The following is a 14,174-nucleotide window of genomic DNA, read 5'->3' on the forward strand; positions in this document are numbered from 1 at the left end:
AAGACATTGCAAAAGATTCCAAAGCAATTTCAGGTTTCACCATTTTTAGTGTTTTATTTGATACATAGTACACAGTTTGGAGTAGGTGCTTTTGGATTTCAGAGGGTCATTGCAATGTCTGCCGGCTATGACGCCTGGATGGGGATCATCTTATTCGGTTTTTTCACTCATATCGTGGTCTATATGATCTACAAAATTTGTGAAAAAAGTGATGGCGATCTTGCAAGTGCGCACCGAATGGCATTTGGGAAATGGATTGGCAAGCTTTTCACTGTTTTGTTTATCATATATTTTATTTTTACCACTGTAACCGTACTTCGCACCTACATTGAAGTTATACAAGTATGGCTATTTCCAGATCTTAGTACATGGTTTTTCTCCTCTGTTTTTTTATTACTCGTAATTTATATTATTACAGGTGGATTCAGGGTGATTACAGGAGTAGCATTTTTAGGAGTGGTACTCCCCTCCTATCTATTTTTAACGATGATCATTCCATTGGACTACGCCAATTTTAGAAATCTACTTCCAGTTTTCGATCATTCTCTTAAAGATATTTTCCTATCGGGGAAGGATATGACGTTAAGTATGCTGGGTTTTGAAACATTGCTCGTCTTCTATCCATTCTTAAAAAAACCGGGACAATCAAAGAAATGGGCTCATCTAGGAGTTTTTATAACATCATTTATTTACTTGTTCTTTGCACTGGTAACTTTTTCTTACTTTAGTGAAGGAAAGTTGGAAAAAAATATCTGGGCTACCTTATCGATATGGAAAATCATCGAGCTCCCTTTTGTTGAGAGGGTGGAGTATATAGGGATTGCAAACTGGTGCTTGATCATTTTGCCGAATGTTTGCATTTTTCTTTGGTGTGCAAGCAGGTTGGTTAAAAGGATGGCGAAAATTCGCCACAGAACCGCGTTGATGATCATCACAGCTTTAGTATTTATCTTAATGTTGCAGTTTGAAGACCGAAAATTGATTAATGAACTGAATTCATACTTGGGAAATGTCGGCTTTTATATGGGCTATGTTTATATCCCATTCCTTTTTTTGATTATCTCGTTTGTGCATTGGAGAAGGAGGAAGAAAGAAAATGCCGCACCATAAAATAGTTCTTTGTGTCATATTTTCCCTATTGCTTACCGGGTGCTTGGAAAAAGAGATTGTCGATGATATCAATATTGAGACTGTAGAGGGATTTGACCTAATTAAAGAAAGCGAAGAAGAAGTAATGGGTACGTTTTTGGTGCCCATCTACCAAGCAGACAAGACCATTGTGAATGAGACGTTCTCAGCGGTTTCCAATCTGAATAAAGACATACTTCGAAACGCACAAAAGGAATCATCTGCACCTATTGTTAATGGAAGTTTGGAACTTGTGATGTTTAACAAGCCTTTGGCTGAGAAAGGTATAATAAAATTGGTTGATGGACTCCAGCGTGATGCCAGTATCGGGACAGGCCTTTACCTGGCAATCGTGGATGGAGAGGCACATGACATATTAACGAAAGACTTGGGAACTCGTGGTACGGGTGATCATCTATTTAATCTCCTTAAGCATAATATCGAAAGAAGAGATGTCCCGAAAACAAATCTGCATATTTTTATATCCGATTATTTCCAGAAAGGAAAGGATCCTAGTCTCCCTTTATTGAAAAAAACAGAAGACAAAGTGGAGATAACGGGTGTAGTGGTTTTAAAAGGAGATAAATACGAGATGTCGATACCGAACGAAAATTTATTCTATTTTAAGACTTTGGTGGATGAGTATTCTGATGGGAGTATTATTATAGAAGATCCGGAAAAAGGTGAGTATGTATCCGTTAGGAGCATTGAAACTGATAAGGATGTTGAAGTCAGCTGGAACAAAGATATCCCATCTATAAAAGTAAAGATTCGGGTGGATGGTGTGTTAAAAGAGTTTTCTGGACTTAAAGCTTCTCCGAAAAAAGTTGAGGAGATTCAGAAATTATTTGAGGACAAAATCATAAATGTGTCAGAATCCATGATTAAAGAATTCCAAGAAAGAGGAGTGGACCCTATTGGTTTCGGTTTTGAAGTGAAATCCAGGAAACGGGGTTTTGACTTTAAAAAGTGGGAAGAACAAACATATCCGACTGTGAAAATTGATGTGGAAGCAGAAGTAAGAATTATCAGTACTGGAATATCCGAATAGGAAAGTTGGGATAGTTTAGGAATATAATTAACTAATGCCCTATGAAGGAGGAATCCCATGCCTCAAAAGGTCTTATTATATTGTGACCCTGGTATTGATGATTCATTGGCCATCATTTATGCACTGTTGAATCCAGAGATTGAATTGGTCGGAATCGTGACAAGTTACGGTAATGTCGATCAAGAACAAGCAACCCAAAATGTTGCTTATTTGCTTGAACTTGCAGATAGAAAAGATGTGATATTAATTGGAGGAGCGAAAACACCGCTTTCAGGTGAGTTCACCCCATTCTATCCGGAAATTCACGGTGAGCAGGGGCTAGGTCCTATTAAGCCCCCACCGACCATCAAAGGGGAACTTCTAAACTTTGATGCAATTTTTAAGGTGATTGAAGAATATGGGGAAGAATTGATTATTGTGGATGTGGGTCGAGCCACTTCCTTGGCTATTTCTTTTAATCTTGCAGGTGAGGAGACGATGAATACGGTAAAAGGCTTCTATTTAATGGGTGGTGCCTTTCTCACACCAGGAAATGTGACGGCAGGAGCGGAAGCGAATTTTTACGGAGATCCCATTGCAGCTAGTTTAGTGATGGAAAAGGTGAAACAGGGCGTATTATATCCGTTGAATGTCACGAATGAGGCAATCATCACACCAGAGATGATTGATCAAATCATGCAAGGAGAGAATAATCCTTTTCAAGTCCTCATCAAAGAGATTTTTGACTATTATTATGAAGCGTACCAAAAGCTCGTTCCAGGTATAGAAGGAAGTCCCTTGCATGATGTGATGACTCTTTTTGCTGTGACCACCCCTCAAGCATTTAAATATGTGGAAAAGGTGGTGACTGTAGGATTGGACGAGGGGAACCTTCGTGGCGTCAGCATGGCTGATTTTCGACCAATACCAGATGAAGAAGGCAATAAGCTTACCATTGCCTTGGAAGTGGATTATCCCTCTTTTTCGGAAAATTTTGTAAAGGTCATGTCTAATTCTTTATCAAGACAAACATGAATTTGGTAGTGTGGAAATAAGGAAGGACCCAGTTCTAAAGACTCATGATGGTACGTACTATGAAAGTGTATTCTCATGAAGAACCATTGATGATGGCAGGATTGGCTCTGGGGGTGTATGGTAATGATACGTTATTGGTACTCACCATAGTGGGAGCTAATCTAACCACACTGGGTGTTGTGCTTTTTGTTATCAATGTTTGGAAAAATGTAAAGGAGACACCACAAAGCGAATAGACCTGTTGGGACAAATGAATAAGCAATTCTACCCTGTTGACAGAAGTGCAAGGTGAGTGACTCCGGAGGGAGGTAGCGGTAGATTGACCCCTGAAACGTTGTGAGGAGGCTCAAGCATCGCCCTCTGGATAAGAGGACAACTGGAACGAAAGGAAAAGGTGAGTTTAAATGAATAATTCAGGCGCTCAATAAGAGCGGCCTGGATTTTTTTCTATTCCTTTAAGCTTCTATTTGATAGAATTAAATTATAGGAAAATTTGAAACAAAAAGTTTACTGTGGGAAGAGAAAAAAGGGGAATAGCACATGTCATTTCAGCAATGTCCAAACTGCAAAGAGGAAGTAAGATATAAAACAAGGTTGACCTCCGTATTTTTCGGCTATCGTCCCATCAAGTGTGAAGGGTGCAATACGATTTATGAAGTGGATGAAAAATTCCGCTTCATTCTGTCCCTTTACACAGTGCTGATACCAATACTTATCGCTTATATGCTAAGCGCCTTGTTAGGTATCCTCTATACAAGATGGAGCCAAGTACTCATTGTATTGATTTTCGGATCTATAGGAGTGTTCTATGCTGCAACAAAGGTCCGCTATAAAAAGGCAAAACAGCAACCGGTAGAAGAAGAGAAGAAAAAATGAGTTTATTAAAGTGAGGGATTAACATGACATCTTTCTTTTCGGCGGTAGGCTTTATCATCCTTATTTATATTCCAATTTTTTACCGTCTTCATGCAACCAACAGGAAATTGGAAGATCGTATCATAGAGTTGGAAGCAAAATGGGAAACTAGAAATGTGGTCCCCCTTCATAAAAAGAAATAAGTCTTACCACGATATGAAAAAACGAGAAGATCAGCTATGGATCTTCTCTTTTTTTTTGTTTCGGTTTATTTTTAGACTTGATTCAATACCCAGATTAAAAATGCACCAACTATTACTAGTGAAATTGCATGAAGAACAAAAGAACTGATGAAGTCCTTTAACACAATCAAAAAATGAAATTGACTTTTTTTGTTATTACGTACAATTCTTCTCGCTCTCGTATCCATCACTTCACTCCTACACACATGAAGAAATTTGTAAGTATATTATACAAAATATTCTAACAAATTTTAAGTAATTAAGTAGAAATTTGTAAAAAAAACTAAATTTATGTACAACAGTGTCATTTTTCTTTTTATAAGGCTGATTTCGTAAACTTTGTTGCTATTACGTATTTTTATACCATCCGTAATATTACTTACTGTCGTGCTCTTTTCGTTGGAACACTATTTATATTTCATGCATATCGAGAGTATCCAAGCAGTAAAAAGTCCAATTGCCGACTTTTTACTAGTGAATAGCAACAATCTTTGAGAAAAGAGCTTTTTTAAAAAGGCTTATTTGTTTTATCGGAATAATATTTGGAATGTTTAGCACTACCGACTATAAAATAATTGAATTTCCGTATTGACGCATTTGGTTGTCTTAGTGTACTATCTAACTAGAACACTAAGACGGAATGAGGAGTTATTATGGAAAAAAATGCTCTGAATGGTTTGATGAGAAAGGATTGGCTTTTATTAAAAAACAGTTTTATTTTTCTTCTATGTACTATGCTTTTTGTCTGGTTTGTAGGATTGGGTTGGACTGTATTCACCGGTAATGCCACAATACTCTTACTTATTACCATTATGATCATTGCCGCGCATATTCTTTATGTGACATGGATAGTGGGGGCAGGCCTGTACATGGAGGAGAAGTCGCAACTTTGGTTGCATAATCCCCATTCAACTTCCAAACTTTTAGGTAGCAAGCTAGTGACAGCGGTATACCTTCAAGCTGTGAGCATCGTATTTGCCCTTCTATTACTAACACTAACAGTGAATTTTGCGGCAGCAGAAATGATTGGAAAATTTGAATTGGAGTTTATAACCATCAGCTCGGTTGTGTCGATGGTGGTACAAGTAACGGTTAGCGGCTTGGAACTCGGAATGTACTACATGTTTTTTTGGACTATCTACCATGTTATGGGTCAATACCATTACGTATTGAAATTCAGAATGGTTCTGTTTATTTTATTGATTATGTTTTTCTTTATGGCTGCAAATTTTTTAGAAAGTCATGTATTGACGGTATTTGAAACAGTATTACCTGTACCGTTTGAAATGGCGAAATTCATGAATGTTTATATGGAAGAAGATGGGATAGGGTTCAGGTCGAGCGCAGAAACCATGACTCTGGCAGGGGTAATTATTACTTTGTTAAAAATAGTATGGCTGTTCTCGCTATCTAGCTGGCTCTTGAATAAGGTGGTGGAAGTAAGATGACGGCAAAATATGAATCAGATAAACCTATCTATCTGCAAATAATGGACCGAATCAGTAAAGAGATCGTGCGTGGAATCGTGAAACCGGGAAGTAAACTTCCATCGGTACGGGAGATGGCAATCCAATCAGGTGTAAATCCTAACACCATTCAAAGAACGTATAGTGAGATGGAGAGGATGGAAATCGTGGAATCAAGGAGAGGGCAGGGGACATTTGTTACGGAGAATGAGGGGATGCTTATGGATCTGAAAAGAGATCTCGAGAACAAAGTGGTGGAAGGGTTTGTACAGAGTATGAAGGAGATAGGGGCATCAGAGAAAGAAATAGTGGAGAGTGTAGAGAAATTTTTGGCAGGGGGGGGGAAAGAGCATGATTAAGTTTGAGCAGGTCAGTAAAAAATACGGCAGTGATATTGCGGTGAAAGATGCAAATTTAACTTTGGCCAAGGGGAAAATCATTGGACTCCTTGGACCAAATGGGAGCGGTAAATCGACTACGCTAAAAATGATAGCTGGGTTGGTCAGACCCAATCAAGGGAAAGTGACCCTGGACGGGGAATTGGCAACCAGGAAGATTGCGAATAAAGTCGCTTATTTAACGGAGCTTGATTTATTTTATGATACGTTATCCGTTGGAGACATGGTGAAGTTCTATGACTCCCAATTTAAAGATTTCAGCATGCAAAAGGCGGAAGAGCTTTTGCTGTTCATGAAACTCGAAAAGAAAAAAAAGATTAAAGCACTATCCAAAGGAAATCGAGGCAGGCTCAAGCTGGTAATGGCATTATCCAGGGAAGCAGATTATATCCTCTTGGATGAACCTTTTTCCGGACTGGATCCAATGGTGAGAGATTCCATTGTAAAGGGACTGCTGACTTTTCTCGATTTCGGAAAACAGACGTTGATCATTGCCACTCATGAAATTGATGAGATCGAATCTCTCCTGGATGAAGTGATTCTATTGAAAAATGGAAACTTTATCGCGCATCAGGACGTAGAACATCTTAGGGAGTCGGATGGTCTGTCCGTCAAAGACTGGATGATTGCGAATTTACAAGAATAGGAGGGATGAAGAAATGGGCTATTACACGGGGCTTATGGCCAAAGATTGGAAAGTTTCGATGAAGGGGCAACTGCAGAGTTATCTGTTTCTCCTGATTGTCTGGATGTTCGGCGTTGCTGTCTCCTTTCGGTTGAGTGAGCCGTTGGTTGCTACGTCTATCTCCTTAACACTTATAGTCCTTCACATTGCATACATTGCAACAGATATATTTATAAACTTTGGGAGAGAACAAAAACTAAAGCTGTGGTTGCATAACCCGAATCCTTCTTATGGCCTCCTATCTAGTAAACTGGTTATCTCCATTCTCAATTGTCTACTATCACTATCTTTTGCGATAGGCTTATATGCGATTGCCTGTATCCTCTTCGGGGAGTCTTTTTTACAAGGAAAGTCGTTATCGGAAGCACTAGCGTTGGTTTGGTCCGTATTAGGGGTCGGTTTGTATTTGGGAGTCTGGGCTATCTTTATTTGGTCCCAATATGCTGCAGCAAAGGGCAAGAGATTTGGATTATTGCGATTCGCCCCTATTGGATTTATCGCTTATTTTATCGTGGAGTTTCATAAAGGATTCATGATGAGCACATTGTATGAACGAATGAAAACAATCGGCAGTTTCCCAGCAGTATCTATAGGAACAAAAATAAAATACGAAACAGAGGAATACCAGGAATTTTCAATGGGGGTCTCCATAACTGAGTTTTCATTTGCATTGGTAATATTGTTTTTACTAGTTTCGCTACTTGTGTTTTTCCTATCTGCCCGTAATGTGAAAAAAATGGAGATCTAAAAAGGAGGAGTATGACAGAATGAATGAAGTTGCAGTACAGCTATCGAATGTTTGTAAGGACATTGGAAGTAAAGAAATTATCAAAAATGTGTCTTTTGAAGTGTATAAGGGGGAGGTATTCGGTTTCCTTGGCCCAAACGGAGCCGGGAAAACGACCACCATCCGAATGATGGTCGGCCTAATGAATATTACATCTGGAGATATCCATATTGACGGAGTAAGTATCAAGACTGACTTTGAAAAAGCGGTCCGTCAAGTTGGGGCAATTGTCGAGAATCCGGAAATGTATAAGTTCCTTACAGGCTATCAAAACCTGAAGCAGTATGCACGGATGGTGCCTGGGGTTACGGAAGAGCGCCTTGATGAAGTAATTGAGCTGGTCGGATTGACCGGACGTATCCGTGAAAAAGTGAAGACTTATTCCTTAGGAATGAGACAGCGCTTAGGCATTGCCCAGGCCTTGCTACATAAACCGAAAGTGCTTATTCTCGACGAACCAACAAACGGATTGGACCCAGCAGGTATCCGTGAAATACGTGACTATTTGCGAAGCCTGGCAAGGGAAGAAGAGATGGCGATTGTGGTCTCTAGTCATCTATTATCCGAAATGGAACTGATGTGTGATCGAGTGGGAATCATACAGAAGGGGGAACTGATAGATATCCAGAGTATCAGGGACTTTATACAGGATGGCGGGAAAACACTTTACCAATTGGATTGCGAGTCAGCGGAAGAAGCGATGAAATTGATGCGTGAAATGGAGATACCTCATACTAAGAATGGTGGCGTGTTGCAAGTAGAGATAGAACGGGAAAGTGTACCTCTTATTATTAAGAAATTGGTAGAACGAGATATTGGTGTTTTTGAAATAAAAGAAGTAATTAAGACGCTGGAAGATAAATTCCTGGAAAAAACATCACAGGAAAGAGGTGCCTGACAATGAAAAATCTGATTCAAAATGAACTGATTAAATGGTTTAGAAGGCCGAGTTTCTATGTGATGAGTGCGATTTTGGTGTTATTGTCCATAGTTGGAATTGTATTTACCATCATGATGGGTTCTATGCTTGATGAGGCAAGAAATCAAGGGGGAGCGCAACAATTGGGCTGGCGTGAAAGCCTGGAACAGGAGAACGAGTACCTTCAAATGACCATTCAGGAAGGATCCGGAGCAACAGAACATCTCGAGCGGCAGCTAGCTATTAATGAGCATCGCTTGGAAAATGATTTAGAGCCCTCAACAGGCAATTCAGTTTGGACATATATGGATGAAAATCTTGGTTTGACAAGTCTTATTACCCTTTTTGTTGTTATTATTGCTGGAGGGATGATTGCCAGCGAATTTACATGGGGAACCATCAAGCTTTTGATGATCCGCCCAATCAGCAGAAGTAAGATCCTAGTGGCAAAATACTTGAGTGTATTGGTGTTTATGGCTATTTTCATGGCGATTCTGTTTGTTACATCGTTTGTGACAGGTGCGATTGCGTTTGGGTTTGATTCCGATCCTTCTTTGCTGTATTTGGGAGGAAAGGTCTATGAGGTTCATCCGATACTTTATGTGTTTCTGAAGCTTTGTCTCCATGGATTGGGAATCATCATGTTTGCTACCATTGCTTTCATGATTTCAAGTGTCTTCCGGAATAACTCCTTGGCAATAGGAATTTCTTTGTTCTTGCTATTTACAGGAACACAAATCACAACGCTTGTGGGTATGAAATTCGAAGCTGCGAAATTTTCTCCGTTTGCCAATATCCACTTCCAGACGTTCCTTGATGGCATGCCTGTCGTCAGCGGGGTGACCTTTTGGTTTTCCGTTGGGATGTTCCTGGTGTATTTTGTATTGCTTCATGTGGTAAGCTTTTTGACGTTTGTGAAGCGTGATATAGCTGCTTAAGTATAGTAAGTGTTTTAAGATGCAGTCGGCTGCTCCAGTATGGGGTGGTCGTTTTTTTTTGCTTGAGTTATAGGACAGACATAAAGAGTGTGTGTCAAAGCCCGTAGCCTCATCGGAAAAGCATGAAAGGTAACAGAGAGGGAGTCTCAAAGCTAACGGCTATAACACCATTAAGAAATAGTGTAAGGAATAAGCATAGGTGGTATAAAAACTATAAGACACGCTTGTCCATAATTTTGACCTAGAATTAAATAAAGTAGGTGATCAGGATGGAGTTAGTGAATATCTCTTATAGAAAAAAAGGGCAGATACTCGGTTTTTTTGATAAGTTTCCTCATTCGAAGGTACTTTTTTCGCCAATAAAGAAGTACTACTTCATTTCCTATGTATATTGGGATGACCGGGATTCAGTCGTGTCACAAGAAGATTTAGAAAAGATGGAATTGCTTTTTAACAGTTATATGGGAAGAGAAGCGTTCTACCGGAAAAGAAGAAGTTCAGGGGGGATGGGTAACACGTCTTAATCAATATAGGCCAACACCTCCGCTTGCTTTTCGCTTCTTTCTTGATGGTGCAAAGGGGATGACCTATAGATCAAGATGGTTTGATGATCATTAAGATGAAAATGATAAAAGCTAATAGAATAGTCAGCCAATAAAGGTTGCTTACTTTGTGGAGTGCGCTTGTCTGTGTAGCTGGCAACTGGGTGGATGCTCGGTTGTCAGGATGTAAAAGCCAACGTTGAAGATCACAAAGGGCGGGTGAAATAAAGCCAATTACAATGACTTGGATACTAAGGTAAAGGACAAGGGAGCCGAATAGCCATAATTGGAGAATGGAGCCATAGTTGCCAAAGAGGACGAGAAGAATCCCGGTAATAACTGCAAGTGTTCCGCCAATTTTCGGGAAGTAGTCCAGCTTGTGTTGAAGGAGGACATTGTGACGGAGATCTGATATGGTTTGATGTTTCCTGAGCAGGATCGTTCCGAAAAAAGTGGGAGCAATCCCAATGATTGCAACCAAAACATGAATAAGCACAAGCCATTTCATAGGCATCCCCCCAATCATATTGTTACTTCAATATATGAGGGGGATGGAGGTTTCATGTTTTTATAGCAAATTTACTTTACATTTCTTGTGGAGCTTGAATACCAAGTAAACGAAGTGATTCCTTAATTGTGATGACTGTTGCGGCCACAAGTGCGAGTCTTGTGGTTTTTTCATCATCCTCTGTCAAGAACTTAACGTGCCCGTACCAGCTGTTGAAGCTTTGGCAGATATCCACGATATGCTTGGCAAGTACAGATGGATCAAAATTTGTGTTCGCCTTTTCAATCATAGCTGGGAATTCATGCAAAAGCTTGGTTAATTCCCATGAATAAGAGTCCTTTAATCCACTATTGACAGCCACTGGCGTCCAATTTCCTTTCTTAAGAATGGAATTGGCACGGGCATAGGTGTACTGGACGTATGGGCCGGTTTCTCCTTCGAACTTCAACATATCTTCCAGGGAAAACTCAACTGAATTCAAACGGTAATTTTTCAAATCATGAAATATAATTGCTCCCACTCCGACTAGTTTGGCAACTTCGCCTTTATTAGGAAGGTTTGGATTTTTGCTCTCAATGTTATCCAGAGCGAGCTGGATGGCTTCTGTGATGACTTCTTCGAGCAATACGACTTTACCTTTTCTTGTGGACATCTTTTTGCCCTCTTTCAATAGTAACCCAAAAGGTACATGGTGCATTTCTTCCGCCCAAGCAAAATCTGCTTTCTTCAATACAGCTTTCACTTGCTGAAAATGAACGGATTGCTCCTGCCCTACGATATATAGCGCTTTTGAGAAGTTATATACCTGCTTTCTATAAAGTGCTGCTGCAAGATCCCTTGTTGCGTATAGTGTGGCACCATCCGACTTTTTAATAAGACAAGGTGGGAGGGGAGTACTCTCCTCCAGCTCGACAACCTCTGCGCCTTCTGATTCTACGAGCAACCCTTTTTGCTCCAATAGTCTGACTACAGCTTCCATCTTATCGTTAAAAAAAGCCTCGCCATTATAAGAATTAAACGTCACGCCAAGAAGTTGATAGATTTTATTAAATTCCTTTAAAGATTCCTCTCTAAACCATCTCCATAGACTTAGTGCCTGTTCATTGCCATCCTCAAGCTGCTTGAACCAATAGCGTCCTTCGTCATTTAAAGTCGTGTTGTTCGAAGCCTCCTCATGAAATTTCACGTATAACTTTAATAATTCGGGAATGGGATTAGACTTTACCTTTACTTCCTCTCCCCATTTCAAATATGCCGCAATCAGTTTGCCAAATTGTGTCCCCCAATCTCCGAGATAATTGATTCGCACTGTCTGATAACCGCACTTTTCCAAAATGTTAGCAATGGAATTCCCTATTACAGTCGAGCGAAGATGTCCCATGGAGAAAGGTTTAGCGATGTTAGGAGACGAGAGGTCCAATACAATGTTTTCCCCATTGCCGATATCAAGTTTTCCATATTGATCTTTTAGCTCTAATATTGTTTGAACGACTTTTTGCTGAAAAATATCCTTTTTGAAAAAGAAGTTAATATAGGGTCCGACAGCCTCGGTTTTATCCAACCAAGGACTTTTCAATGTGTCAGTGAGTTCCAATGCAATGTGGGCTGGTGCTTTTCTTTTTTGTTTAGCAAGCTCAAAGCATGGAAAGGCAAGGTCTCCATGATGAGTATGTTTTGGTTTTTCCAATAAGCTTGTAATATGTGTTATTGTAAGTTCCGGAATCGCTTGATGAAGGGTTTCCGCTGCAATGCTGATCAGTTTCAAATGGAACATCTCCTTTTTTTTGAGGTGCTATTAATAACCGCTGTTGATTTCAGGACCGGGCTTGACTTATCCAAGTGGCGCATGCGGATCCTCCCGTAGGACCAGGAAAGCTGCGAAGCGATACGGAGCATTTTCGAGGAGTCTAGGTCCTTTGCTTCAATCAACAGCTAGAAGACACTATAAACTATGACGACTGACTTCTGCTTATTTCGGTTCCTGGTGGTTCCATAGGGCCTCTATGACGACTGACATACGCTTTTTTCTGGTACTGGTGGTTCCATAGGGCCTCTATGACGACTGACATACGCTTTTTTCTGGTACTGGTGGTTCCATAGGGCCTCTATGACGACTGACATACGCTTATTTCGGTTCCTGGTGGTTCCATAGGGCCTCTATGACGACTGACATACGCTTATTTCGGGTACAGGTGGTTCCATAGGGCCTCTATGACGACTGACATACGCTTTTTTCTGGTACTGGTGGTTCCATAGGGCCTCTATGACGACTGACTTACGCTTATTTCGGGTACAGGTGGTTCCATACAATACTTAATCTTCTTTAACAGGACGTATTTTTAAGAATATAAAAAAGCCCGTCTCTTCAATTGGATTGAAGAGACGAGCTTGCTTCTTGTGCCCGCGGTACCACTCTAATTGCCTTCTTATCAGGAAAGCCACTTTTCGTCCGTATGGGGGACTTACCCATTCATCTCTAAAGTGCGCTTCGTTTCATAGACTTTTCAGCAGGCTTTCACCATCCCTGCTTCGCTTCATTTGCCATCTATGAACTACTCTCTTTATCATTGATGATTTTATATATGTTTGAAAATATTATACATAAGATTTTGGGAGATGCAACTATTCTTTTTTCCTGGCTTTTGCCTGGTTTATTTTTTGTTCTTCTGGAGTTGGAGGAATAAAGATATTCAACATCTCATCGAGTTCTTGACTTAGCCTTACCGTTTCAACAGAGGTTAATCCGGTTTTAATTGCTGTCTTTACCATTTGATCACGCTTCTTTTCTACGGCAAGTTCTACGAGTTTCATCTTCATCACTCCCTCAGCACGATTTCCTATATTCACGATTTCCTATATTATAGATGATATAAACCTGTAAGAAAATAGGCTATGTGTAAAAAGAAGGCATTTTAGTAAAAAACATAGCATAGGAAAAATGAGTATTTTTAATACTGCTTTAAAGTATGTTTATATTGGCGTTTTATCCTGTTGCAGTTTGTTCTTTTTAGTCAAAAAATAGATGCGGACCTCTTGTTTTGTCGAAGGGGAGGAATCAGGCATTTATCATAGAATACTTTATACATAGTTAAAAAAGAAGGGCAATGAGTGGCATGTAGAGCTGGTGATGTTCATAAATTGAAGGAAAGGTATTATAGGAGGGGGTTATACGATGAAAGCTAAAGTGGAAACTGTGGAGAAAATGAATGTCTATGCAAATGAGCTAGTCAAGATGATCGTCAAGGATGGTCAATCCCTCCAGGAGGAGAAGCTAAGAATTGCTTTTGAAAATGTAGTACGGGCCATGGTAGATATGACCAATATTCAATTAGACCGTGAGAAAGACACAAACGACACACTTAAAACAACCCTAAGCAGGATGAAAATCGCCCACAACTGCATAAACCAAAACGCCTCATCCAGTAAACAACCATAAGATACCCCTTTTATTTTCAAGTAATTCCAACGGAAAGAGCCCTTGTCGATTCCAGGGCTCTCAGACTGTACACAACACCACTTATTTTTATATTTGTATGTAATTGGTTCCAGGCGCTTTGCTTATCCACAGGGCGGTCCGTAAGCCTCCTCACTCCGTTGTGGGGTCTTACCTGTCCCGAGGGAGTCTGGGCGCCTTCTTCCAC

General features: G+C 40.1%; 18 protein-coding genes. 14 read left to right on the top strand and 4 right to left on the bottom strand.

Annotated features, from left to right (window positions below):
* The first annotated feature begins 6 nt into the window (after positions 1–6).
* From MKY77_RS08855 to MKY77_RS08880, 6 genes are all read left to right on the top strand, one after another.
* Complete coding sequence (locus MKY77_RS08855) at positions 7–1,110, top strand: GerAB/ArcD/ProY family transporter (RefSeq protein ID WP_339145483.1); 1,104 nt, start codon at positions 7–9, stop codon at positions 1,108–1,110.
* Positions 1,097–2,179: a Ger(x)C family spore germination protein gene (locus tag MKY77_RS08860; RefSeq protein ID WP_339145484.1), complete on the top strand. Its 1,083-nt coding sequence runs from the start codon at positions 1,097–1,099 to the stop codon at positions 2,177–2,179. The genes MKY77_RS08855 and MKY77_RS08860 overlap by 14 nt, the downstream gene beginning before the upstream one ends.
* A 57-nt stretch (positions 2,180–2,236) precedes the next feature.
* Complete coding sequence (locus tag MKY77_RS08865) at positions 2,237–3,193, top strand: nucleoside hydrolase (protein ID WP_339145485.1); 957 nt, start codon at positions 2,237–2,239, stop codon at positions 3,191–3,193.
* 44 nt (positions 3,194–3,237) lie between these two features.
* On the top strand, positions 3,238–3,429 hold the full coding sequence (locus MKY77_RS08870) for a hypothetical protein (RefSeq protein WP_342515700.1): 192 nt from the start codon (positions 3,238–3,240) through the stop codon (positions 3,427–3,429).
* A 304-nt stretch (positions 3,430–3,733) separates the two neighbouring features.
* Entirely contained in the window at positions 3,734–4,069 is a 336-nt protein-coding gene (locus tag MKY77_RS08875; protein ID WP_339145486.1) for a TIGR04104 family putative zinc finger protein, read from the top strand.
* Between the two features lie 23 nt (positions 4,070–4,092).
* Entirely contained in the window at positions 4,093–4,251 is a 159-nt protein-coding gene (locus MKY77_RS08880; RefSeq protein ID WP_237661711.1) for a hypothetical protein, read from the top strand.
* 71 nt (positions 4,252–4,322) lie between these two features.
* Here MKY77_RS08880 and MKY77_RS08885 read toward each other — a convergent pair whose 3' ends face one another.
* Positions 4,323–4,478: a hypothetical protein gene (locus tag MKY77_RS08885; RefSeq protein ID WP_339145487.1), complete on the bottom strand. Its 156-nt coding sequence runs from the start codon at positions 4,476–4,478 to the stop codon at positions 4,323–4,325.
* Between the two features lie 465 nt (positions 4,479–4,943).
* Between MKY77_RS08885 and MKY77_RS08890 the strand changes: the two genes are divergently transcribed.
* The 7 genes from MKY77_RS08890 (at position 4,944) to MKY77_RS08920 (ending at position 10,007) form a co-directional block, all read left to right on the top strand.
* On the top strand, positions 4,944–5,738 hold the full coding sequence (locus tag MKY77_RS08890) for a hypothetical protein (RefSeq protein ID WP_339145488.1): 795 nt from the start codon (positions 4,944–4,946) through the stop codon (positions 5,736–5,738).
* Positions 5,735–6,115 carry a GntR family transcriptional regulator gene (locus MKY77_RS08895; RefSeq protein ID WP_339145489.1) on the top strand — a complete coding sequence of 127 codons (381 nt, stop codon included), beginning with the start codon at positions 5,735–5,737 and terminating at the stop codon, positions 6,113–6,115. Before MKY77_RS08890 ends, MKY77_RS08895 begins: the two co-directional genes overlap by 4 nt.
* Positions 6,108–6,800: an ABC transporter ATP-binding protein gene (locus tag MKY77_RS08900; RefSeq protein WP_339145490.1), complete on the top strand. Its 693-nt coding sequence runs from the start codon at positions 6,108–6,110 to the stop codon at positions 6,798–6,800. The genes MKY77_RS08895 and MKY77_RS08900 overlap by 8 nt, the downstream gene beginning before the upstream one ends.
* A 13-nt stretch (positions 6,801–6,813) precedes the next feature.
* Positions 6,814–7,587, top strand: coding sequence for a hypothetical protein (locus tag MKY77_RS08905; RefSeq protein WP_339145491.1), 774 nt, complete (start codon positions 6,814–6,816; stop codon positions 7,585–7,587).
* 19 nt (positions 7,588–7,606) lie between these two features.
* Positions 7,607–8,524, top strand: coding sequence for an ABC transporter ATP-binding protein (locus tag MKY77_RS08910; RefSeq protein ID WP_339145492.1), 918 nt, complete (start codon positions 7,607–7,609; stop codon positions 8,522–8,524).
* Between the two features lie 2 nt (positions 8,525–8,526).
* The gene (locus tag MKY77_RS08915) at positions 8,527–9,483 is read left to right on the top strand and encodes an ABC transporter permease subunit (protein WP_339145493.1); all 957 of its coding nucleotides are present in this window, start codon (positions 8,527–8,529) and stop codon (positions 9,481–9,483) included.
* A gap of 269 nt (positions 9,484–9,752) precedes the next feature.
* Entirely contained in the window at positions 9,753–10,007 is a 255-nt protein-coding gene (locus tag MKY77_RS08920; protein ID WP_339145494.1) for a hypothetical protein, read from the top strand.
* 70 nt (positions 10,008–10,077) lie between these two features.
* On the opposite strand, the gene MKY77_RS08925 is transcribed toward MKY77_RS08920, so the two are convergent.
* From MKY77_RS08925 to MKY77_RS08935, 3 genes are all read right to left on the bottom strand, one after another.
* Complete coding sequence (locus tag MKY77_RS08925) at positions 10,078–10,533, bottom strand: DUF2269 family protein (protein ID WP_339145495.1); 456 nt, start codon at positions 10,531–10,533, stop codon at positions 10,078–10,080.
* 76 nt (positions 10,534–10,609) lie between these two features.
* Positions 10,610–12,283, bottom strand: a complete 1,674-nt coding sequence (gene argS, locus MKY77_RS08930) for an arginine--tRNA ligase (protein ID WP_339149768.1) — start codon at positions 12,281–12,283, stop codon at positions 10,610–10,612.
* A gap of 872 nt (positions 12,284–13,155) precedes the next feature.
* Complete coding sequence (locus MKY77_RS08935) at positions 13,156–13,344, bottom strand: aspartyl-phosphate phosphatase Spo0E family protein (RefSeq protein WP_339145496.1); 189 nt, start codon at positions 13,342–13,344, stop codon at positions 13,156–13,158.
* Positions 13,345–13,705: 361 nt separating this feature from the next.
* On the opposite strand from MKY77_RS08935, the gene MKY77_RS08940 reads away from it, so the two are divergent.
* Positions 13,706–13,969 carry a hypothetical protein gene (locus MKY77_RS08940; RefSeq protein ID WP_339145497.1) on the top strand — a complete coding sequence of 88 codons (264 nt, stop codon included), beginning with the start codon at positions 13,706–13,708 and terminating at the stop codon, positions 13,967–13,969.
* Positions 13,970–14,174 lie beyond the last annotated feature (205 nt).

It is taken from the genome of Sutcliffiella sp. FSL R7-0096, from assembly GCF_038595065.1.
GTDB lineage: Bacteria > Bacillota > Bacilli > Bacillales > Bacillaceae_I > Sutcliffiella_A.

Excerpts from the sequence above, each read along its gene's own strand:
- MKY77_RS08860 (WP_339145484.1), top strand. The coding sequence starts at position 1,097 with ATGCCGCACCATAAAATAGTTCTTTGTGTCATATTTTCCCTATTGCTT.
- MKY77_RS08865 (WP_339145485.1), top strand. The coding sequence starts at position 2,237 with ATGCCTCAAAAGGTCTTATTATATTGTGACCCTGGTATTGATGATTCA.
- MKY77_RS08870 (WP_342515700.1), top strand. The coding sequence starts at position 3,238 with ATGATGGTACGTACTATGAAAGTGTATTCTCATGAAGAACCATTGATG.
- MKY77_RS08875 (WP_339145486.1), top strand. The coding sequence starts at position 3,734 with ATGTCATTTCAGCAATGTCCAAACTGCAAAGAGGAAGTAAGATATAAA.
- MKY77_RS08880 (WP_237661711.1), top strand. The coding sequence starts at position 4,093 with ATGACATCTTTCTTTTCGGCGGTAGGCTTTATCATCCTTATTTATATT.
- MKY77_RS08885 (WP_339145487.1), bottom strand. The coding sequence starts at position 4,478 with ATGGATACGAGAGCGAGAAGAATTGTACGTAATAACAAAAAAAGTCAA.
- MKY77_RS08890 (WP_339145488.1), top strand. The coding sequence starts at position 4,944 with ATGGAAAAAAATGCTCTGAATGGTTTGATGAGAAAGGATTGGCTTTTA.
- MKY77_RS08895 (WP_339145489.1), top strand. The coding sequence starts at position 5,735 with ATGACGGCAAAATATGAATCAGATAAACCTATCTATCTGCAAATAATG.
- MKY77_RS08900 (WP_339145490.1), top strand. The coding sequence starts at position 6,108 with ATGATTAAGTTTGAGCAGGTCAGTAAAAAATACGGCAGTGATATTGCG.
- MKY77_RS08905 (WP_339145491.1), top strand. The coding sequence starts at position 6,814 with ATGGGCTATTACACGGGGCTTATGGCCAAAGATTGGAAAGTTTCGATG.
- MKY77_RS08910 (WP_339145492.1), top strand. The coding sequence starts at position 7,607 with ATGAATGAAGTTGCAGTACAGCTATCGAATGTTTGTAAGGACATTGGA.
- MKY77_RS08915 (WP_339145493.1), top strand. The coding sequence starts at position 8,527 with ATGAAAAATCTGATTCAAAATGAACTGATTAAATGGTTTAGAAGGCCG.
- MKY77_RS08920 (WP_339145494.1), top strand. The coding sequence starts at position 9,753 with ATGGAGTTAGTGAATATCTCTTATAGAAAAAAAGGGCAGATACTCGGT.
- MKY77_RS08925 (WP_339145495.1), bottom strand. The coding sequence starts at position 10,533 with ATGAAATGGCTTGTGCTTATTCATGTTTTGGTTGCAATCATTGGGATT.
- MKY77_RS08935 (WP_339145496.1), bottom strand. The coding sequence starts at position 13,344 with ATGAAACTCGTAGAACTTGCCGTAGAAAAGAAGCGTGATCAAATGGTA.
- MKY77_RS08940 (WP_339145497.1), top strand. The coding sequence starts at position 13,706 with ATGAAAGCTAAAGTGGAAACTGTGGAGAAAATGAATGTCTATGCAAAT.